At 67.3% G+C, this 19,607-nt stretch carries 19 protein-coding genes; 11 read left to right on the top strand and 8 right to left on the bottom strand.

Annotation, left to right across the window (positions count from 1 at the left end; genetic code table 11):
• Positions 1-41: 41 nt before the first annotated feature.
• Positions 42-542: a YcgN family cysteine cluster protein gene (locus AC1RMY_RS12835; protein WP_492864962.1), complete on the top strand. Its 501-nt coding sequence runs from the start codon at positions 42-44 to the stop codon at positions 540-542.
• Between the two features lie 27 nt (positions 543-569).
• Here the strand turns inward: AC1RMY_RS12835 and AC1RMY_RS12840 are convergent, their stop codons facing one another.
• The gene (locus AC1RMY_RS12840; RefSeq protein WP_492864964.1) at positions 570-2,132 is read right to left on the bottom strand and encodes an ankyrin repeat domain-containing protein; all 1,563 of its coding nucleotides are present in this window, start codon (positions 2,130-2,132) and stop codon (positions 570-572) included.
• A 324-nt stretch (positions 2,133-2,456) separates the two neighbouring features.
• On the opposite strand from AC1RMY_RS12840, the gene ppdK reads away from it, so the two are divergent.
• Complete coding sequence (gene ppdK / locus AC1RMY_RS12845) at positions 2,457-5,144, top strand: pyruvate, phosphate dikinase (RefSeq protein WP_492864966.1); 2,688 nt, start codon at positions 2,457-2,459, stop codon at positions 5,142-5,144.
• A 29-nt stretch (positions 5,145-5,173) separates the two neighbouring features.
• On the opposite strand, the gene AC1RMY_RS12850 is transcribed toward ppdK, so the two are convergent.
• The 3 genes from AC1RMY_RS12850 to AC1RMY_RS12860 all read right to left on the bottom strand — a co-directional run bounded on the left by AC1RMY_RS12850 (position 5,174) and on the right by AC1RMY_RS12860 (position 6,570).
• Positions 5,174-5,554, bottom strand: coding sequence for a helix-turn-helix domain-containing protein (locus AC1RMY_RS12850; RefSeq protein ID WP_492864968.1), 381 nt, complete (start codon positions 5,552-5,554; stop codon positions 5,174-5,176).
• On the bottom strand, positions 5,554-5,850 hold the full coding sequence (locus AC1RMY_RS12855) for a type II toxin-antitoxin system HigB family toxin (RefSeq protein ID WP_492865315.1): 297 nt from the start codon (positions 5,848-5,850) through the stop codon (positions 5,554-5,556). The genes AC1RMY_RS12850 and AC1RMY_RS12855 overlap by 1 nt, the downstream gene beginning before the upstream one ends.
• Before the next feature lie 105 nt (positions 5,851-5,955).
• Positions 5,956-6,570 carry a TetR/AcrR family transcriptional regulator gene (locus tag AC1RMY_RS12860; RefSeq protein ID WP_492864970.1) on the bottom strand — a complete coding sequence of 205 codons (615 nt, stop codon included), beginning with the start codon at positions 6,568-6,570 and terminating at the stop codon, positions 5,956-5,958.
• A 195-nt stretch (positions 6,571-6,765) separates the two neighbouring features.
• Between AC1RMY_RS12860 and AC1RMY_RS12865 the strand changes: the two genes are divergently transcribed.
• The 7 genes from AC1RMY_RS12865 (at position 6,766) to AC1RMY_RS12895 (ending at position 12,759) form a co-directional block, all read left to right on the top strand.
• Entirely contained in the window at positions 6,766-7,224 is a 459-nt protein-coding gene (locus AC1RMY_RS12865; protein ID WP_492864972.1) for a (2Fe-2S)-binding protein, read from the top strand.
• A 2-nt stretch (positions 7,225-7,226) separates the two neighbouring features.
• Positions 7,227-9,380, top strand: coding sequence for a xanthine dehydrogenase family protein molybdopterin-binding subunit (locus AC1RMY_RS12870; RefSeq protein WP_492864974.1), 2,154 nt, complete (start codon positions 7,227-7,229; stop codon positions 9,378-9,380).
• Complete coding sequence (locus AC1RMY_RS12875; protein ID WP_492864976.1) at positions 9,380-9,997, top strand: Isoquinoline 1-oxidoreductase subunit; 618 nt, start codon at positions 9,380-9,382, stop codon at positions 9,995-9,997. The genes AC1RMY_RS12870 and AC1RMY_RS12875 overlap by 1 nt, the downstream gene beginning before the upstream one ends.
• A 274-nt stretch (positions 9,998-10,271) precedes the next feature.
• Positions 10,272-10,481 (top strand): cold-shock protein, encoded by a 210-nt coding sequence (locus tag AC1RMY_RS12880; RefSeq protein ID WP_066724499.1) that lies wholly within the window; start codon positions 10,272-10,274, stop codon positions 10,479-10,481.
• A 185-nt stretch (positions 10,482-10,666) separates the two neighbouring features.
• Positions 10,667-12,133, top strand: coding sequence for a DEAD/DEAH box helicase (locus AC1RMY_RS12885; RefSeq protein ID WP_492864978.1), 1,467 nt, complete (start codon positions 10,667-10,669; stop codon positions 12,131-12,133).
• 75 nt (positions 12,134-12,208) lie between these two features.
• Positions 12,209-12,481 carry a translation initiation factor IF-1 gene (infA, locus tag AC1RMY_RS12890; protein ID WP_219185902.1) on the top strand — a complete coding sequence of 91 codons (273 nt, stop codon included), beginning with the start codon at positions 12,209-12,211 and terminating at the stop codon, positions 12,479-12,481.
• Between the two features lie 8 nt (positions 12,482-12,489).
• Entirely contained in the window at positions 12,490-12,759 is a 270-nt protein-coding gene (locus AC1RMY_RS12895; RefSeq protein WP_492864981.1) for a hypothetical protein, read from the top strand.
• A 307-nt stretch (positions 12,760-13,066) separates the two neighbouring features.
• On the opposite strand, the gene AC1RMY_RS12900 is transcribed toward AC1RMY_RS12895, so the two are convergent.
• The 3 genes from AC1RMY_RS12900 to AC1RMY_RS12910 all read right to left on the bottom strand — a co-directional run bounded on the left by AC1RMY_RS12900 (position 13,067) and on the right by AC1RMY_RS12910 (position 16,031).
• The gene (locus tag AC1RMY_RS12900; protein WP_492864983.1) at positions 13,067-13,660 is read right to left on the bottom strand and encodes a hypothetical protein; all 594 of its coding nucleotides are present in this window, start codon (positions 13,658-13,660) and stop codon (positions 13,067-13,069) included.
• Between the two features lie 359 nt (positions 13,661-14,019).
• Positions 14,020-14,613: a hypothetical protein gene (locus tag AC1RMY_RS12905; RefSeq protein ID WP_492864985.1), complete on the bottom strand. Its 594-nt coding sequence runs from the start codon at positions 14,611-14,613 to the stop codon at positions 14,020-14,022.
• A gap of 131 nt (positions 14,614-14,744) precedes the next feature.
• Positions 14,745-16,031: a cell wall hydrolase gene (locus tag AC1RMY_RS12910; protein ID WP_492864987.1), complete on the bottom strand. Its 1,287-nt coding sequence runs from the start codon at positions 16,029-16,031 to the stop codon at positions 14,745-14,747.
• Positions 16,032-16,302: 271 nt separating this feature from the next.
• Here AC1RMY_RS12910 and AC1RMY_RS12915 point away from each other — a divergent pair, with 271 nt between their 5' ends.
• Both AC1RMY_RS12915 and acuI read left to right on the top strand, forming a co-directional pair.
• Complete coding sequence (locus tag AC1RMY_RS12915) at positions 16,303-17,547, top strand: MFS transporter (protein WP_492864989.1); 1,245 nt, start codon at positions 16,303-16,305, stop codon at positions 17,545-17,547.
• Between the two features lie 91 nt (positions 17,548-17,638).
• Complete coding sequence (acuI, locus tag AC1RMY_RS12920) at positions 17,639-18,625, top strand: acrylyl-CoA reductase (NADPH) (RefSeq protein WP_492864991.1); 987 nt, start codon at positions 17,639-17,641, stop codon at positions 18,623-18,625.
• 7 nt (positions 18,626-18,632) lie between these two features.
• Here the strand turns inward: acuI and AC1RMY_RS12925 are convergent, their stop codons facing one another.
• Positions 18,633-19,538, bottom strand: coding sequence for a LysR family transcriptional regulator (locus AC1RMY_RS12925; RefSeq protein WP_492864993.1), 906 nt, complete (start codon positions 19,536-19,538; stop codon positions 18,633-18,635).
• Between the last annotated feature and the right edge of the window lie 69 nt (positions 19,539-19,607).

The raw sequence follows: 19,607 nt of genomic DNA on the forward strand, positions 1-19,607 counted from the left end.
CGCCCGCTTCCATCTATGGGCCTGGCAGAGCATAAGGCGGCATGACCCGCGACCGCATTCCCGATGATCCGTTTTGGCGCACCACGGCGCTGGAGGCGATGAGCAGTGAACAATGGGAGTCGCTCTGCGACGGCTGCGGCCGCTGCTGCCTCGTCAAGCTTGAGGACGAGGATACCGGCACCATCCTGGCGACCGATATCGGCTGTCGCCTCTTCGATGCGAAGACTTGCCGCTGCAAGGACTACGTCAATCGCTCGACCAAGGTGCCTGATTGCGTGACGCTGACGCCCGATGACGTCCGCACCCTGCCCTGGCTGCCGCCGACCTGCGCCTATCGGCTCGTGGCCGAGGGCAGGGATCTGCCCTGGTGGCATCCCCTGGTCTCAGGCGATCCGGAAACCGTGGTCGAGGCCGGTGTCGCGGTGCGTGACCGTGTCTTCGCCAGCGAGGATGATGTGCCGGAAGAGGATGTGCAGGAACGCATCGTCAACTGGCCGCTGCGCTGGCCCAAAAAGGCGAGAGAGCAGGCGAGGGCGCGCTGAGCGCACCAGCGCCTGTTCTCGGAAGCCTTACCCGACGGCCTCCTTCCGCTCGTCCGCGGGCTTGCCTTCGAGCAGATCGCTGATCTCTTCCGAGAAAGAGTATTTCCGGAAGGCCTCCGTCGGCACGCCTTGGGCGAGGAGGGCGGCGGCGCAGCCGGCATGATCGCGCGGGGCATGGTCGCCGACATCGTCTGCCTGTGACGCGAAGGAGAGCGTGCCCAGCGCGTTGTCGCCATAGCCATGCATCGTGCGCCAATCCGCGCCTTCGTCGAGCAGGAGCCGCGTCATTGCCGCATCGCCGGCGAAGATCGCGAGATTGAGCGCGGTGGCACGCCAGGCCGTCTTGACCTCGCGCGGCCAGCCGAACGCGAGCATCGTGCGCACCGCCTTGATCCGCCCCAGCGCGGCGAGCTGCGGCATGGCCTGGAGCTGGGCCTCGCTCAGGCGCGAGACGATGTCCGGTGTCGCCGCGAGTAGCTTCCGCGCTGCCGCTTCATTGCCGCGTGCGCAGGCGGCGATGAAGCGCTCTTCTGTCGGTAGCTCCTCGTTGACGCCATGCTCGCGCAGCAGCACGGCGACATCCGCTCGGCCAAGGCGTTCGGCAAAGCACAGCACGCTCGCACCGCTTCGATCCTGCGCCGTCAGATCGGCTCCCGCAGAAACCAGCGTGTGGATATGTGCGAGCGAGCGGCCGCGCAGCAGCGCATGGTGCAGCCAGTGCCGCTCGGGAGCGGTCCCACCCTGCGCCAGCAGCAGCTCCAGCGCCTCGGGCCGGTCGTAGTCGAGCGCCCGCGCGATCGCATTCGTACCCGATACCCGCGCTCCTGCCGCCAGCAACAGGCGCAGGCAGGAAAGGTCGGCACTCTCGACGGCATGATAGACAGACTCGTTGTCATCAGGGTTCGCCCCCGCGTCGAGCAGGAGCTTGACCATGCCGGCGTGATGCGTCCGCCCGGCCGCGCCGTAGAGCACCGAGAGCGGATCGTTCGGGAAGCGCGGATCGATCCAGCGGCCATCGACATTCGCGCCATGGGCGATCAGCAGGCGTGCGCTCGCCAGCAGCCTCTCCTCGAATTCCGGCTCGCGGATCAGTGCGGACGAGGTCACGGCGGCCAGCGGCGGCATCGCGAAGGGGCCGCCTGGCCGGTTGGCGAAATCCGGATCGGCCGCGAGCGCCCGTTCGAGACGGGCGACGTCGCCGACCGGACAGGCGAGCCAGGGATCTCCGGCGACCAGCCCGGGCTCGGTGCGCAGCATCCTCAGCGCCAGCGCACGCTCGCGCGCCTGACCCTCGAAGACGCAGGCCAGCCAGCGCTCCAGCCGCTCTGCGGCGGCGCTGCGGGCCCATTCGACATAGCGCTTGAGCTCGATCCAGGAGCGGAAGCCGTGTTCGCGTGCGACCACGGATTGTGCGTCGTGCAATCGCAGCGGGCGTTGCGCCAGCGCGGCGATGGGGAGATCGCGGACCGCCGGCAGGTTCGCGACGAAGCGTTCCAGCGCGTCGCTCGTGCCGGCGCGGGCGGCGCGCAGCAGGCGTTTGGCCTGCTTGCGCAGATGTTCGAGATCGGGGGATGCGGGAAGTTGCGACATGACGCCTCCAGTGCATGAGGCCGAAGACCCGCAATCGGCTGCACGGGGGCAGACGCGTCAGTTCATCGCTGTCCGAGCAGGTTAGACCTTTTCCGCGGGTCCGGAGGCGTCTCGTCTCGCCTGGGCGCAATCATATGGGTCGCATCCGTGCTGTTCAAGTCGCCGGGGCGGACCCGAGGCGAAGTGCGCCTCTTGCCGAGCGCTCATTGATTGTTCATGCGCTTTTCGGCATGACCTCCGCGCGGCGACTTTGTTGCGGCGCACACGAACCATTCTCTGGCCGAAGCGTTTCGCGCTCGGCTTGGAAGACGTGAAAGGGCTGGGATGATGGCTGGCAGCAAGTGGGTCTACACCTTCGGCGACGGTAAGGCCGAGGGCGAGGCGGGCATGAAGAACCTGCTCGGCGGCAAAGGTGCGAACCTCGCCGAGATGAGCAATCTGGGCCTGCCGGTGCCGCCCGGCTTCACGATCACCACCGAGGTCTGCACCTGGTACTACGACAACGGTAAGCAATTCCCGCCCGAGTTGGAGACACAGGCCAAGGCGGCGCTCGACGGGATGGCCGCGCTGACCGGCAAGACCTTCGGCGATCCAGCCAATCCGCTGCTGGTCTCGGTCCGCTCCGGCGCCCGCGCCTCGATGCCGGGCATGATGGACACGGTCCTCAATCTCGGCCTGAACGACATAACCGTCGAGGCCGTGGCGAAGGCCTCCGGCGATGCCCGTTTCGCCTGGGACAGCTACCGCCGCTTCATCACGATGTATTCCAACGTCGTGCTCGACGTCGACCACGGCCATTTCGAGGAGGCGCTCGAGGACTATAAGGAGCGCAAGGGCCTGCATCTCGACACCGATCTCGGCGCCGAGGACTGGAAGGTGCTGGTCGGCAAGTACAAGGACATCGTCAAGAAGGCGCTCGGCACCGACTTCCCGCAGGACCCGCAGGCCCAGCTCTGGGGCGCGGTCGGCGCGGTCTTCTCCTCCTGGATGAATGCGCGCGCGATCAAGTATCGCGAGCTGAACAACATCCCCGCCGCCTGGGGCACGGCGGTCAACGTTCAGTCGATGGTGTTCGGCAACATGGGCGACACCTCGGCGACCGGCGTCGCCTTCACCCGCAACCCGTCGACCGGCGAGAACGCGCTCTATGGCGAGTTCCTGATCAACGCCCAGGGCGAGGACGTCGTCGCCGGCATCCGCACGCCGCAGGACATCACCGAGGCCGCCCGCAAGGAAGCCGGCTCCGACAAGCCTTCGATGGAGAAGGTGATGCCGGAGGCCTATGCCGAGCTTTGTCGCATCTACGGCATCCTCGAGAAGCATTACCGCGACATGCAGGACATGGAGTTCACCATCCAGGAGGGCAAGCTCTGGATGCTGCAGACCCGCTCCGGCAAGCGCACCGCCAAGGCCGCGCTGCGGATCGCCGTCGAACTCGCCACGGAAGGGCTGATCTCGCAGGAGGAGGCTGTTCAGCGCGTCGAGCCCGGTGCGCTCGACCAGCTTCTGCACCCGATGATCGATCCCAAGGCCGAGCGCCGCATCTTGACGACCGGCCTGCCGGCCTCTCCCGGCGCCGCCGCCGGCGAGATCGTCTTCAACTCCGACGATGCGGAGGCCGCCAAGAAGGGCGGCCGCAAGGTCATCTTGGTGCGCGTCGAGACGAGCCCTGAGGACATCCACGGCATGCACGCTGCCGAGGGCATCCTGACCACGCGCGGCGGCATGACCTCGCATGCGGCGGTCGTGGCGCGCGGCATGGGCAAGCCCTGCGTCTCCGGCGCGGGCCAGATCCGCGTCGACTATGCCAAGGGCACGCTCACGGTGGGCCCGACCACGCTCAAGGCCGGCGATTTCCTCACCGTCGACGGCGGCACCGGCCAGGTGCTGCTCGGCGAGGTCAAGATGCAGAAGCCGGAGCTTTCCGGCGAGTTCGCGACGCTGATGGGCTGGGCCGACAAGGTCCGCCGCCTCAAGGTGCGCTCCAACGCCGAAACGCCGGAGGATGCCCGCACCGCGCGCGAATTCGGCGCCGAGGGCATCGGGCTCTGCCGCACCGAGCACATGTTCTTCGACGAAGGCCGCATCCAGTCGGTGCGCGAGATGATCCTCGCCCAGGACGACAAGGGCCGGCGCGCCGCGCTCGCCAAGCTCCTGCCGATGCAGCGCCAGGACTTCGTCCAGCTCTTCACCATCATGAGCGGGCTGCCGGTCACCATCCGCCTGCTCGACCCGCCGCTGCATGAATTCCTGCCGCATGGCGAGAAGGAGATCGCGGAGGTCGCGAGCGCACTCGGCGTCACGGCGGATGCGCTGAAGCACCGCGCCGCCGAACTCCACGAGTTCAACCCGATGCTCGGATTCCGTGGCGTGCGCCTCGCCATCGCCTATCCCGAGATCGCGGAGATGCAGGCCCGCGCCATCTTCGAGGCGGCAGTGATCGCCGCCAAGGAAACCGGTAAGGCGGTGATCCCGGAGGTGATGGTGCCGCTGGTGATGGGTGTGGCCGAACTCGACCTCGTCAAGGCGCGCATCGACGCCATGGCGAAGGAGGTGATCGCCGAGAGCAAGGTCGAGCTGACCTATCAGGTCGGCACCATGATCGAGCTGCCGCGTGCCGCATTGCGGGCCGAGGAGATCGCCAAGAGCGCCGAGTTCTTCTCTTTCGGCACCAACGACCTGACCCAGACCACGCTCGGCATCTCCCGCGACGACGCCGCCTCCTTCCTCGGCGCCTATACCGGTAAGGGCATCCTGGCAGCCGACCCCTTCGTCACCATCGACCAGGAAGGCGTCGGCGAACTGGTCAAGCTTGCGGCCGAGCGCGGCCGCAAGGCTCGCCCCGGCATTAAGCTCGGCATCTGCGGCGAGCATGGCGGCGATCCGGCCTCGATCGGCTTCTGCGAGAGCGTCGGCCTCGACTACGTCTCCTGCTCGCCCTTCCGCGTGCCGATCGCGCGGCTCGCGGCGGCGCAGGCGGCGCTGGGGGCTGTCAGGGCCAAGGAAGGCTAAGGCGCGCGCGTTCCGCCGCCGATCGCTGGTCAGGCCGCCAGAGGGTAAGGCGCGACCAGCGCATCCGCGGGGATGCCCCATGAACTGCTGAGCTTGAACACCATGTCCATGGTCAGCGCGCGCTTTCTGTTGAGGATCTCCGAGGCTCGCGGCTTCGAACCGATCAGCGTGGCCAGATCGCCCTGGCTAAAGCCGCGTGTCGCCATCCATTGCCGGATCGTTTCGATGGGGTCGGGAGCGGCGATCGGATGATGCACGTCCTCGTAGAGCTTGATGAGCCCTGCAAGCACGTCGAAGCGCTCGGCCTCCGGCGTGCCGGGCGCCGGCTCCTGCTCGAAGTAGCGCTCGATTTCGCCGAGTGCCCAATCATAGTCCGCTTCGGTGCGGATCGCTCGCATATCCATCTGCATCACACAGTCTCCGCGTCGATTCGATCGTATTCCTTGTGGGTTCCGACAAACTTGATGAGCACACGCTGATAGGCGTAGGCGATGTGGACGATCAGCCGATACTTGTTGCCGCCGATGTCGAAGATGACACGGTTGTCGGCGACAAAATCGACGTTGGCGCCGAACTGGGCCTTGATGTCTGACGGGCTCGCCCAACTCGCCTTGTCGGCGATCGTGTACCAGACCCGCAGCGGCATCTCGGCATGAGGCTCGCGCTCCCAGAATTCCCTAAGCGTCCGGCGCGCGATCACCTGCATGACGGTCAGAATAGTGTATTCCCAAAATGGGAACAAGGATTTTCCCAAGTTAGGAAATTTGCATTCGGGTGCTCTGCCGATGGTCCGGCTTGAATAAAGGCGAATCTACCGCTTCGCCACCGCCTGTGCGGCGAGCGCCGCAATCTGCCGCAGCCTCGCCTCATAGGTCTCCAGCGAAGGCGGCGGGCCCATCTTCGCGCCGATCGCGGCCTGGGACAGCGTCTCGACGATCGCCTCGGGCGCCAGTGATCCCAGTACGATCTCGCCCTTGCCTGCAGCCTCCGACAGCAGCTTCGTCGCATTGGTGGTGAAGATGCTTTCGAAGGCCTGGATCTCGCGCAGTGCGATGCTCGCCATAACGGCCTTGAGCTCGGCGAGGTGCTCGCCGTCGCCGAAGGCGGCATAGCTCGCGCCGAACTGCGCCAGCATCAACGCTTCCAGCTTTTCGGGGAAGGGCAAGGGCTGCGCCATCACGGCATCGCAGAGCGCCGCGATCCGGGCGCCACAACGCTCCATCATCGCTCGGAAGACGTCGTCCTTGCCCTTGAAATGCAGGTAGAGCGTCGCCTTGGCGAGGCCGGCCTCACGCGCCACATCCTCCATCGAGCTGCGCTTGAAGCCGTAGCGCGCGAAACGCCTTAAGGCCGCATCCGCGATCTGCTCGATGCGGGTCCTCGCCTCGTCCGGCGCAGCCGGGGAACAATCTCGTGAGGTGCTCATTCTCAGTCTTGACGAATTCCAGACTCTGCGCGACCATACCAAATAGACTGTATTGATCCAATCAGTCTATTTTGGCGGTCGCGGACCATGTTCGCGGTCGCTGCCGACGCTATGCCGGATCGGGTTACCAGGTAACCCCCGCGGCAGGGCGACGTTCCGGTTCTTCACACGGCTTTTCATATCCGCGAGGCAGCCATGGCCCATACGCTCACCGTCAATGGACGCACCCATAGCGTCGATGTCGACGCCGACACGCCCCTGCTCTGGGCGATCCGCGACAATCTCGGCCTGACCGGGACCAAATTCGGCTGCGGCGTCGCGCAATGCGGCGCCTGCACCGTCTGGATCGACGGTCAGCCCGTGCGCTCCTGCGTCACGCCGGTCTCGGCGGTTGAGGGCAAGGTCACCACCATCGAGGCTATTGACGGCAGGGAGGCGCAGGCCGTGCAGGCCGCCTGGGACAAGCTCGACGTGCCGCAATGCGGCTATTGCCAGTCTGGCCAGGTGATGAGCGCCGTCGCCCTGCTCAAGGAGAACCGCAGGCCGAGCGACCGCGACATCGACCTCGCGATGAACGGTAATATCTGTCGCTGCGCCACCTATGCCCGCATCCGCACGGCGATCCACACCGCCGCCCGCACGCTGGAGGGCTGATCATGACCGCGCACGATCTCAATCTCTCGCGCCGTTCGCTGCTCGCCGGTGCCGGCGGTCTCATCGTCGCCATGCATCTGCCGAAGACGGCTCGCGCCCAATCGACCGGTCCGGTGACCTTCGCGCCGAACGCCTTCATCCGCGTCGCTGCCGACAACAGCGTCACCGTACTGGTCAAGCATATCGAGTTCGGGCAGGGCCCGTTCACGGGGCTCGCGACGCTCGTCGCCGAGGAGATGGATGCCGATTGGGCCCAGATGCGGGCCGAGCATGCGCCCGCCGACGTCAAGCTCTACGCCAATCTCGCCTTCGGCGTGCAGGGCACGGGCGGATCGACCGCCATCGCCAACTCTTTCGAACAGACCCGCAAGGCCGCCGCGACCGCTCGCGCCATGCTCGTTCAGGCCGCCGCTCAGGCCTGGAAGGTGCCGGCCGGCGAAATTACCATCGACAAGGGCGTGCTGAAGCATGCTTCCGGCAAGCAGGGCCGCTTCGGTGAGTTCGCCGAGGCCGCATCGAAGCTGCCGGCGCCCGCCGACGCACCGCTGAAGCAGCCGTCCCAGTTCAAGCTGATCGGCAAGGAAGGCGCTGTGAAGCGCATCGACGGCGCCGACAAGGCCCGCGGCAAGACCCAGTTCACGATCGACATCAGCGCGCCGAACATGCTGACCGTCGTGGTGGCGCGCCCGCCGCGCTTCGGCGGCAAGGTCGCGAGCTTCGATGCGGCCGAGGCGCTCAAGGTCAAGGGCGTCATCGACGTCAAGCAGATCGGCTCGGGCGTCGCCGTCTATGCGCAGGGAATGTGGCCGGCGCTGAAGGGCCGCGAGGCGCTGAAGGTCACCTGGGACGAGAGCGAGGCCGAAAAGCGCGGCAGCGCCGAGCTCGTCGCGGAGTACCGCGCGCTCGTCCGCACGCCGGGCAGGGTTGCCGGTAGCCATGGCGATGCCGAGGCGGTGCTCGCCAAGGCGGAGCGGGTGATCGAGGCGGAATACGTTTTTCCCTATCTGGCACACGCGCCGATGGAGCCGCTCGACGGCTATCTCGAATGGAATGCGCAAGGCGCGCTCGCCCGCTTCGGCAGCCAGTTCCAGACGACGGAACACCAGACCATCGCCACCATTCTCGGGCTCCCGCCCGAAAAGGTGCAACTTGAAACCATGCTGGCCGGCGGCTCCTTCGGCCGGCGCGCCCAGGTCAGCCAGCATCTGGCGGCCGAACTCGCCATGGTCGCCAAGGCGATCGGCCCGAACCGGCCGGTCAAGCTGGTCTGGACCCGCGAGGACGATCTGACGGGAGGCTATTATCGCCCGCTCTTCGTCCATCGCATGCGCGGCGCCGTGAAGGATGGCAAGATCACAGCCTGGACCAACAGCATCGTCGGGCAATCCTTCATCCTGGGCACGTTCTTCGAGCCGATGATCGCGAAGAACGGTCTCGATTCGACCATGTTCGAAGGTGCGAACGAGCTGCCTTACGAGGTCTCGGATTTCCGCTGCGAGGTGCATGCGACCAAGGTCGGTGTACCGACTCTTTGGTGGCGCTCGGTCGGTCATACCCACACCGCCTATGCGGTCGAGTGTTTCATGGATGAACTGCTCCAGGCGGCGGGGCAGGATCCGGTCGCCGGCCGCCTCGCCCTGATGGGCAAGGAGCCGCGCCTCGCCGGTGTGCTCAAGGCCGTCGCCGAGTTGGCGAAATGGACCGGCCCCGATGCGGGCAACGGCCGGGCGCGCGGTGTCGCCGTGGCGGAGAGCTTCGGATCATATGTGGCCCAGATCGCCGAGGTTTCGGTCGGCCCCGATGGCGAGCCGAAGGTCCACAAGGTCTGGTGCGCGATCGATTGCGGCATCGCCGTCAACCCCGACGTCATCCGCGCGCAGATGGAGGGCGGCATCGGCTTCGGCCTCGGCCATGCTCTCTATGGCGAGCTCACGCTCGACAAGGGCAAGCCGGTCCAGACCAATTTCGACAGCTATCGTTCGCTGCGCATCCACGAGATGCCGGAGGTCGAGGTCGCGATCATCGCCTCCACGGAGAAGCCGACCGGCGTCGGCGAGCCCGGCGTGCCGCCGATCGGACCCGCCGTCGCCAACGCGCTGGCCCGCCTCGGTCAGGGCCGGCCGCGCCAGCTGCCGATGGTCGGAGGGATGGTCTGATGCTGCGACAGTCTGCTCTTGCCGCTGTCGCGGGCCTCGGGCTCGCGCTAGCCGGCACGGCCATCACCACGGCCCAGACACCGACCCCGCCCGCTGGCACGCTGCGCTCGGTCGAGAGCTTCCAGTCGATCGCCCAGCGCGAGGCGCGCTCGGCCGCGCTCTTCACTGAGATGGGCAAGGTCCTGCAGCATCCGCGCTGCGTGAACTGCCATCCGGCGACCGAGCGCCCGCGTCAGACCGATGCGCAGCGCCTGCACCAGCCGCTCGTCGTGCGCGGCAAGGATGGGCATGGCGCGCCGGGCATGGCCTGCTCGACCTGTCACGGCAAGGAGAACTTCGATCCGGCGCGCGTGCCGGGCGACGGCCACTGGGCGCTGGCGCCAGCTTCGATGGCCTGGGAGGGCAAGACGCTGGGCCAGATCTGCGAGCAGATCAAGGACCCCAACCGCAACGGCAGCCGCGATTTCGCGGCGCTGATCAAGCATGTCGCCGAGGATACGCTGGTCGGCTGGGCCTGGCGCCCGGGTCCGGGGCGTCAGCCCGCGCCCGGCACGCAGGATCAGTTCGGCGCGCTGCTCAAGGCCTGGACCGAAACCGGCGCCGTCTGCCCGCGCTGAGCGGGGAGCTTCGAAACGACGGGACGGCGGGCTCCTGCGAGCCCGCCGTCACTCGCGTTTGAGTGGGTCGCTGGACCCGCATTGCAATTTGTGCTAGCTCCACCCATGTAAGACGAGATGCGGCCGGGTTCTGGCCATCCTCCGCGCGGGTTCTCCCGGTCGGCGGGCACGAATCAGATCCACCACACATCGACTACAAGACCACGGCAGGCGTCCGCGCGCCGCGCCGTGTCTTCACCACATACGCGGATCTGAAACGTAAGGACTACCTTCCATGAACAAGGGCACCGTCAAGTGGTTCAACGCCACCAAGGGCTACGGCTTCATCACCCCTGAGAACGGCGGCCAGGACGTGTTCGTCCATATCTCCGCCGTCGAGCGCGCCGGTCTGCGCGAACTGGTCGAAGGCCAGGTCGTGTCGTTCGAGCTCGTTGCCGATCGCAAGACCGGCAAGTCCTCGGCCGGCAACCTCGCCGTCGCCTGAGACGAAGCGACCATTGACCGGGCAGGCGCCTCGCGCCCGCCCGGCTTTACAAGAGACACCTTCCGGCGCTGTGGCTTAGCGGTTCGCCGGCGGGAAAGAGCAAATATTCAAGGCCGGGCGCAATCCGGCGGCACAGCCGATACCCACATGTGCCCCTTGCGTCGCGGCGTCCGGAAAGACCTGTTTTGACTCAATTCACCGACCTCGGCTTGGCCGAGCAGCTTCTCAAGGCGCTCGCCTCCGAAGGTTACACCACGCCCACGCCGATCCAGGCGCAGGCTATCCCTCCGATTCTCAAGGGCCGTGACCTTCTCGGCGCTGCCCAGACCGGCACCGGCAAGACGGCGGCCTTCTCGCTGCCGCTGCTGCACCGCCTGCTCAACAACCCGCGCCGGGTGCAGCCGCGCTCTGTGCGCGCGCTGATCCTGTCGCCGACGCGCGAGCTCGCCGCGCAGATCGAGACCTCGATCCGCACCTACGCGCAGTTCACCACGATCAAGTCGACCGTGATCTTCGGCGGCGTGCCCGTCGGCAAGCAGATCCGTGCGCTCGGCCAGCATGTCGACATCCTCGTCGCGACGCCGGGCCGCCTGCTCGACCTCGTCGACCAGCGCGCCGTCTCGCTGCGCGAGATCGAGTTCCTCGTTCTCGACGAGGCCGACCAGATGCTGGATCTCGGCTTCATCCACGCGCTGCGCCGGATCGCGACGCTGATCCCGAAGGAGCGCCAGACGCTGCTCTTCTCGGCGACCATGCCGAAGCCGATCCGCGAGATCGCCTCGGCCTATCTGACCGATCCGGTCGAGGTGTCCGTCGCCCCCGTGGCGACGACGGCTGAAAAGATCGACCAGCGAGTCATCTTCACCAATCCCGGCGACAAGCCGGCCTTGCTGGCGAAAACGCTGAGCGTTCCGGAAATGGAGCGTGCCATCGTCTTCACCCGCACCAAGCATGGCGCCGACAAGGTCGTCCGCCAACTCGAGGTCTCCGGCATCAAGGCGGCGGCGATCCATGGCAACAAAAGCCAGGGCCAGCGCGAGCGGGCGCTCGGCGCCTTCCGCGACGGCGAGCTGCGCATCCTCGTCGCCACCGACATCGCGGCGCGCGGCATCGATGTCGACGGCATCAGCCATGTCGTGAACTTCGACCTTCCGAACGTGCCCGAAACCTATGTCCATCGCATCGGCCGCACCGCGCGCGCCGGCGCCTCCGGCCAGGCCATCGCCTTCTGCACGCCGGAAGAGCGCGGCGATCTCGCGGCGATCGAGAAGCTGACCCGCGTCGCCATCACGCCGATCGGCGAGGTGCCCTATTGGGACGGACGCACGCCGAAGAAGCCGCCCCAGAACCAGGGTCGCGGCGGACGTGGCCAGCAGGGCGGCGGCGGTCGCGACCATGGCCGACCCCAAGGGGAGCGGCACGGCGAACGCTCCGGTCAGCGTCATGGTGGCAAGCCCGGCAATGGCGGCAACGGCCAGCATGCCGGCGGCCAGCGCCATGATGCACCGCGCAACGATCGGCCGCAGCGCAGCGAACAGCCTGCGCAGCGAAAAGACGGTGGTTCGGCCAAGGAAGGGCTTGGCGGCGTCGCGTTCTTGCAGCAAAGAACACAGCAACCACGCACCAACGGCGCCCGGCGGCGCGCGAACTGACGCAGCGACGCCAGAGCCGGAGCGGACCAGAGATGGTTCGCTCCCCGCGCCAAAGGGCACACGAAGGACAACGGGATGGCTAAAGAAGAACTCCTCGAATTCGACGGCACGGTGGTCGAAGTGCTGCCGGACGGCAATTACCGCGTGAAGCTCGACAACGAGCATGTGATCCTGGCCTATGCGGCCGGCAAGATGAAGAAGAACCGCATCCGCACCATCGCGGGCGACCGCGTCGTCGTGGAGATGTCGCCCTACGATCTCGATCGCGGCCGCATCAACTTCCGCCAGAAGACCGCCGGCCCCGCTCCGAGCGGCCCGCCGCGCAACCAGAACTTCCGTCGGCGCTGATCGGCGTCATGCGGTTTTCGCGCGCCGAACTGGTTTTCGTCGCGTTCGGCGCCGCGCTCGGGGCGATCGTCTCTGCCGTGTTCAAGGCGGGGTGGCTCGCGCCCTCGGCCAGCTTCCCGCCTTTCGTCATCGTGCTGCTGGGGCTGGGCCTCTCCGAAATCGTCGCCGGCTTCGCGCTCGGCCGCTCGCCGGGCGTCCTGATCGGCATGCCCGCCCGCATGCTGGCCTTCCTGCTGGGCGTCGGCGTCCTCGCGCTGCTGATGGGCGGGCTAGGATAGGGCGAGGCAGATCGCGCGGCAATCGTCGCGGGGCCCATCAGCCTTTTTCTTCCGGACCTCTACTGTCGTCCTGGACAAGCCGCGCAAGCGTCGCAACTCCGGGATCCATCGTAGGGCCGATCCTTTCGAAGGAGTTGGCTTTACAATCGATTCCGGGACTTCGCTGCGCGAAGCCCAGGATGACGGCGGTGGCTTTTCGAGTCAGCCCATCAGGGCCCTGAACATAAAAAAACCCCGGCGTGAGCCGGGGTATGAGTGGTCTTTTCCGTAGTCAAAGGGTCTACAAGTAAAACTTGGTGTGTAAGGCTCAGTAGCCTGCCCGCTGCCAGTGCTGAGAGGGCGGGCTCACCAGCACCTTGCGATGCCGGGTCTCGTAGACGGCCGGGGCGGTGTGGCGGACGACCTGGGTCGGCCGCACCATCACCCGGCGCTGCCGCTGCGTGTAGACAGCGGGAATGGTCTCGTACTCGACGGTGGCCGGCGTGACCTCGACGGTGCGCTGGCGGAAGCCGTATTGCGGCCGGTCATAAACCCAGCAGCCGGTGGTGCGGCCATAGGCGTCGGTGGTGACTTCCCAGCGCTTGCCGCCTGGCGCGATCAGCACCTTCTCGGAAATCGTGGAATAGCTTGCCGGAATGTGACGCGGGATCTGCCGGGCCGGTTGGATCACGACGTTTTCGGTCACGTAATCGTACTGCGCCGGGATGACCTGGCGCTGCGTCTGCGCCTCTCGGACCAGCTGCGTCTCCGCGATGGTGTCGTAGACCGCCGGCGTCTGGACCAGATTGTAGCAGGCCGTGCCGCGGCAACCGCCGGCCTGGGCGGCCGTGGCGCCCAGCAGCAGCGCGACCGAGACGGCCGAGGCTGCGAGCGCCGAAACGGTGAGAACCTTGTGCATCATGCCGAGAACCTGCCCCGCCAGCCCTGTGCGACGTCGCGCGCCGCTCATTGGCCGGAGAAAGCCGGGAAACAGTGATGAACGCAAGGTAAACGCGGAAACAAGGTAAAATTAACCAGCCTGAGCGCGGGCTGTGGATTCACGCAGTTTGCGTTTGCGTGAAGCGAATCGCTCGCATTTGAGCGGGTTTTGCGGGGATCGAACGTGCGGTCGCCCGGTCTCCCATGCGTGCCGTCATTCGGCACGAGCGGCGGGGTGGTGCCGCCCCGGACGCGGTCCTGACCCCCCGCAGATCTCCGTCGGAGGCCGGCGCGCCAGAATGAAGTGAGTTGTTCCGACGTCAAAGGGGCGGCGCGTGAAACTCAGCGGCCGGCCCGCTGCCAGTGCTCCGAGCCGGGGCTGACCAGCACCTTGCGATAGCGGGTTTTATATCCCGCGCGAATGGTCTCGTTCACGACCCGGCCCGGCCGCACCAAGACCCGGCGTTGCCGCTGCGTGTAGACAGCGGGAATGGTTTCGTACTCGATTCGGGCCGGTGCGGATTCGACGAGGCGCTGGCGAAATCCGTATTGCGGCTCGTCCTCGATCCAGCAACCCGTCGTGCGACCATGGATGTCGGTCGTGATCTCCCAGCGCGGGCCGCCGGGAGCGATCAGCACCTTCTCGGAGATCGAATAGTACTGTCCCTCGACGTGGTGGGGAATCTGCCGCGCCGGCTGGATCATCACCTTTTCGGTGACGGTGGCGTAGCGGGCCGGGACCACGCGGCGGCGCGTCTGCGTCTTCCGCACCAGTTTCCGCTCCGCGACCGTGGCGTAGGTCGGCGGCGTTTTGACGAGGTTGTAGCAGGCTGTGCCCTGGCAGCCATCGGCCTGGGCGGCGGTGGAGGCCAGCAACAGCGCAGCCGAGAAGGCCGAAGCTGCGAGTCCCGCAATGGCGAAGGCGCGGTGTATCATGTCGACAAGCTGCCTCGCCGGCCTTGCGTGGCGCTTGCGTGGCTTGTCGACAGGGGGGACAGGGCTTCCCTCGAGCGAGCCGACGTCCCCGGTGCCAATCGACGGGATTACATTCGGCGCGTCATGCGCCGTCAGGTCTGCCCCGGCCGCAGCGTGTAGAAGACGTGCTGGCCGATTGTGTCCATCTTCTTGAGCTTCTTGGCCCAATAGGGCCGGACGTACTGCGCGTGGTAATGCGTGGAGGCGCCGACTTCGGGCATGTAGGTCGTGCCCTCATAGACCTCGCGGGCGATGCGGACCGCGTCGCGCCAGGGGCCTGGCTCGGTGATGCGCAGCGACTTGCCTTCGCAGGTGAAGGTGAACTGGCAGGCGAGGTAGCGGTTGCTGTTCTGGTAGACGACGCCGCAGACGCTGTCGGGATAGAGCCCGCTCTTGACCCGGTTGAGCACGACCTGGGCGACGGCCGCGCGGCCCTCGTCGGATTCCGAGCGCGCCTCGAAATAGACCGCTTCCGCCAGGCAGCGCTGCTGGCGCGCCATGTCGCCGGCCGCGATCAGCCCGGTATAGATTTCGCGCTGGCCGGGCTCGGCTCCGGCGCCGCGGCGCTCCGGCGAGGAGGGCGCACGCGCGAGCAGGCTCGGACGCTCCGGCGCGGCCGGGGGGCTCAAGGCCGGGACCAGCGTCGTCACGCTGTAATTGACCGCCGGCGTCGACGAGCCCTGCGCGGTCGCGGCAGCGACGCCGGGCGTCGCGCCGTCGATCGTGCGCGGCACCGCGCCATAGGGGTTCGCGGATTTCAGCGCGTCGGGCGAGGCGTCGGAGAGGGCCGGGTCGGTCAGGCCCTGATCGTCTGCATAGGGCTCGAAGCCGATCTGCGGGCCGGTCAGAGCCTCGGCCTCGCGCAACGCGTCCATCGAGAAGCCGCCCGAGATCAGGCCGGGCTGGTTGTCGCCGAAGACGACGCGTTCGAGTTCGCGCGGCGCCTTCGCGGAGATGCTCGGGCGCAGGCGCGGCAGCGCGTCGCCCTTGGCCGTGCGATCGACTTCCGGGAAACCGGCGACGGCGCGCTTCATCTCCTCGCGCGGCTGGCGGGGATCGATGGCGACGCGCCGCTCAGGATCGTTGAAGGACAGATGCGCCTGCCGTATCGCCGAGGTCAGCGACAGGCCGGGCAGGCGGAAGGCGCTGGCCGCGATCAGCATCGACGGGCCTTCCTCGAGCTCGGAATCCGGGCCTGGCAGGGTGCGCGAGAAGGAGGTGGTGGGCAGGGCGTCGATGCTGAAATTCTGGCCGGCGGATGCCGTGAAGGAGACCAGCATGCCGACCGAGAGCGCCCAGGGCGCGACCGTCGCCAGGGCCCATTTCAGCCCGAGCGACCCGATGCGTCTCGTACGCCGGCGCAAACGCAAATGACTCAACCCGCTCACCCGCTTTGAACACGAGGGGTGCGACCGGCGCGTGAACGACGCGCTTTCGCATCGCTCCGTTATCACCCCGGTAGGGTTGAGCGGCGGTTAACGCGGCGGAGGGGTGGTGTTCCAAGCTGGTAACGGGTGTCGGCTACAGGCCAGCCGCGGTTCCTCCCATGCAAACGCGTGATGCGCGACGCCACGAATTCGCGTTGTCGGAGCCGTGGAAACGACGGTAACGTGCAGCCACACGTCCCCATCAGGTCTCCGGAGATTCGCCATGAGTGTCGCGCCGAGTGCCGCCCCGGGGCGCAGCTATGCCCCGGAGATCATCGTCGCGGCCGGCTGCCTGATCGCGCTGATCACCTTCGGCCCGCGCGCCAGCGCCGGCCTGTTCCAGATCCCGATGACCGTGCAGTTCGGCTGGGGGCGCGACACCTTCGGCCTCGCGCTCGCCATCCAGAACCTGCTCTGGGGTCTGGGCGCTCCTTTTGCCGGCGCCATCGCCGACCGTTTCGGCATCGTCAAGGTGTTCTGCACCGGCGCGCTGCTCTACGCCGCCGGCCTCGTCGTGATGGCCTATGCCACGAGCCCGCTGGAGCTTCATCTCGGCGCCGGCGTGCTGATTGGCTTCGGGCTTTCGGCCTGTTCCTTCAACCTCGTGCTGGCTGCCTTCGGCAAGCTTCTCCCGGAATCCTGGCGGCCGATGGCCTTCGGCGCCGGTACGGCCGCCGGATCCTTCGGCCAGTTTCTCTATCCGCCGATCGGCAACATCCTGATCGAGCAGATCGGCTGGAACCAGGCGCTGGTCGTCTTCGCGCTGACCCTGCTGCCGATCCTGCCGATCTCGATCTTCCTGTCGACGCGCAAGCTCGGCGGCACAAATCAGGCCTCCGCGGCGAACCTGCCGAACCAGTCCATCGCCCAGGCGCTCGCCGAAGCGTTCAAGCACAGGAGCTATGTCTTCCTCGTGCTCGGCTTCTTCACCTGCGGCTTCCAGCTCGCCTTCATCACGGTCCACATGCCCGCCTATCTCAAGGATATGGGCCTGCCGGCCTGGGTCGGCGGCTGGACGCTCGCCGTCATCGGGCTGGCGAACGCCGTCGGCTCGCTCTCCTCGGGCTGGCTCTCGACGCGGATGCCCAAGCGCCATCTGCTCGCTTGGATCTATTTCGGCCGTTCCGTCGCGATCGCCGCCTTCATCATGCTGCCGGCAAGCCCCGTGACGTCGATCGCCTTCGGCATCGTCATCGGCCTGTTCTGGCTCTCGACCGTGCCGCCGACCTCCTCGCTGGTCATGCTGATGTTCGGCACGAAATACATGGCGATGCTCTATGGCTTCGCCTTCTTCTCGCATCAGGTCGGCGGCTTCCTCGGCGTCTGGCTCGGCGGCCTCCTCTACGAGGCCTCGGGCTCCTACATCATCGTCTGGTGGCTCTCGGTCGCGCTCGGCATCGCCTCGGCGCTGATCAACCTGCCGATCGTCGAGAAGCCGGTGGCGCGGACGGCCGCGCAGCCGGCGTGAGATAGCACTGACGAAAGGCGGAGGGGCGCGGGCTTGCCGCGCCGGCCCGGCTGCGTATCTCCTGCTGGCAAGAGTCGTCAGGAGGATGCGCATGACCACCTTCAAAGCCCTCGTCGCCACCAAGGGCGAGACCGGCCCGAATCTCGCCTTCACGGAACTCGACGAGAGCGAGTTGATGGAGGGCGACGTCACCGTCCGCGTCACGCATTCGACGGTGAACTACAAGGACGGCCTCGCACTCACTGGCCGCGCGCCGGTGATCCGGCGTTGGCCGATGATCCCCGGCATCGATTTCGCCGGCCGCGTCGAGACCTCGGAGCATCCCGATTTCAGGCCGGGCGATCTCGTCGTCCTCAATGGCTGGGGCACGGGCGAGACGCATCTCGGTGCCTATGCCCAGAAAGCCAGGGTCAAGGGCGACTGGCTGGTGCCGCTGCCGGCCGGCCTCAACCCGGACGAGGCGATGGCGATCGGCACCGCCGGCTACACCGCGATGCTCTGCGTGCTGGCGCTGGAGAAGCACGGCCTGAAGCCTAGCGATGGCCCGGTCGTGGTCACGGGCGCGGCCGGCGGCGTCGGTTCCGTTGCGGTCGCGCTGCTGGCGAAGGCCGGCTGGCATGTCGTCGCCTCGACCGGGCGGGCCGAGGAAGCGGAGTATCTGAAGAGCCTCGGCGCTGCCGAGATCATCGACCGCAATGAGTTGTCGGCGCCCGGTCGGCCGCTCGGCAAGGAACGCTGGATCGCCGGCGTCGATGCGGTCGGCTCGCACACGCTCGCCAATGTCCTGTCGATGACGCGCTATGGCGGCGCCGTCGCCGCTTGCGGCCTGGCGCAGGGCATGGACCTGCCGGCCTCGGTCGCGCCCTTCATCCTGCGCGGCGTCTCGCTGCTCGGCATCGATTCCGTGATGTGCCCGAAACCGCGCCGCCTCGAAGCCTGGGCGCGCCTCGCTGCCGATCTCGACCGGGCGAGCCTCGCCTTGATGACCACCACGATCCCGCTGGCCGATGTCATCGAGACCGGCAGGGCCATCCTCGACGGCAAAGTCCGCGGGCGGGTGGTGGTGGAGATCGGCTAGCCCCAGCTCACCCCGTCCCCTCGATCAGCCCGCGCAGCTTCGCCAGTTCGCCGCCGACGAAATCCATGAAGGCGCGCACGCGCGGCGCGTTGCGGATGTCGGGGTGGGTCAGGATCCACAGGCCGGTGGAGAAATCCGGATCGGGAGGCAGCAGGCGGACCAGTGTCGGTCGCTGATCGGCGATGAAGCAGGGCAGGGGGCCGATGCCGAGGCCCTGCTCGACTGCCTCGGCCAGGCCGAGCACGGCGGAACTCTTGAGCGCGATGCGCTCGGGCGCCACCTTGTCGCGGACATAGCGCGCGGCTTTGACATGGCCGAGCTGGTCGCCGAGCGCGACCCAGTCGCGCGCGAACAGGCTCGCCGGGCCATTGCCGTCGGCCGGGTTCGGAGCCTCGGTCGCACGGCCATAGATCGCCCAGCTCAACGTCGCGAGCCGTCGCCCGACCAGCGTCTCGCCGGGGGCATCGCTCGCGCGGATGGCGACGTCGGCGTCGCGCTTCGAGAGATTGAGCGCCTGGTTGCCGATCACCACATCGAGCCGGATCGCCGGATGCAGGGCCCGGAACGCGGCGAAGATCGGCAGCAGCAGGTTGAGATAGAGCGTGTCGGTCGTGGTCACGCGCAATTCGCCGGATGGTGCGACGTCGCGCCCGGCGAGGCGCCGGCTGAAGGCCGCGACATCCTCCTCGACACGTCCGGCCAGCGCCGCCATTTCGACGCCGGCGGCGGTCGCGACATAGCCGGTCTTGCGGCGCTCGAAGAGCTGCAGGCCGACATGCTCCTCGATCTGGCCGAGGCGGCGGAACACGGTCGAATGGTTGACGCCCAGTGCTGCGGCCGCGCCCGTCAGCCCGTCATGATCGGCGATCGCCTTGACCAGTCGGAAATCGTCCCAGGCGAGATTGACGTTCATCGGCGGCCATGTCCTCGAGCCCGGACAGGCAAGCCGAAATCTTGCGGCGATGCAAGGCGGACTTGGCAA

Source organism: Allobosea sp. GW822-FHT03F07, from assembly GCF_058801345.1.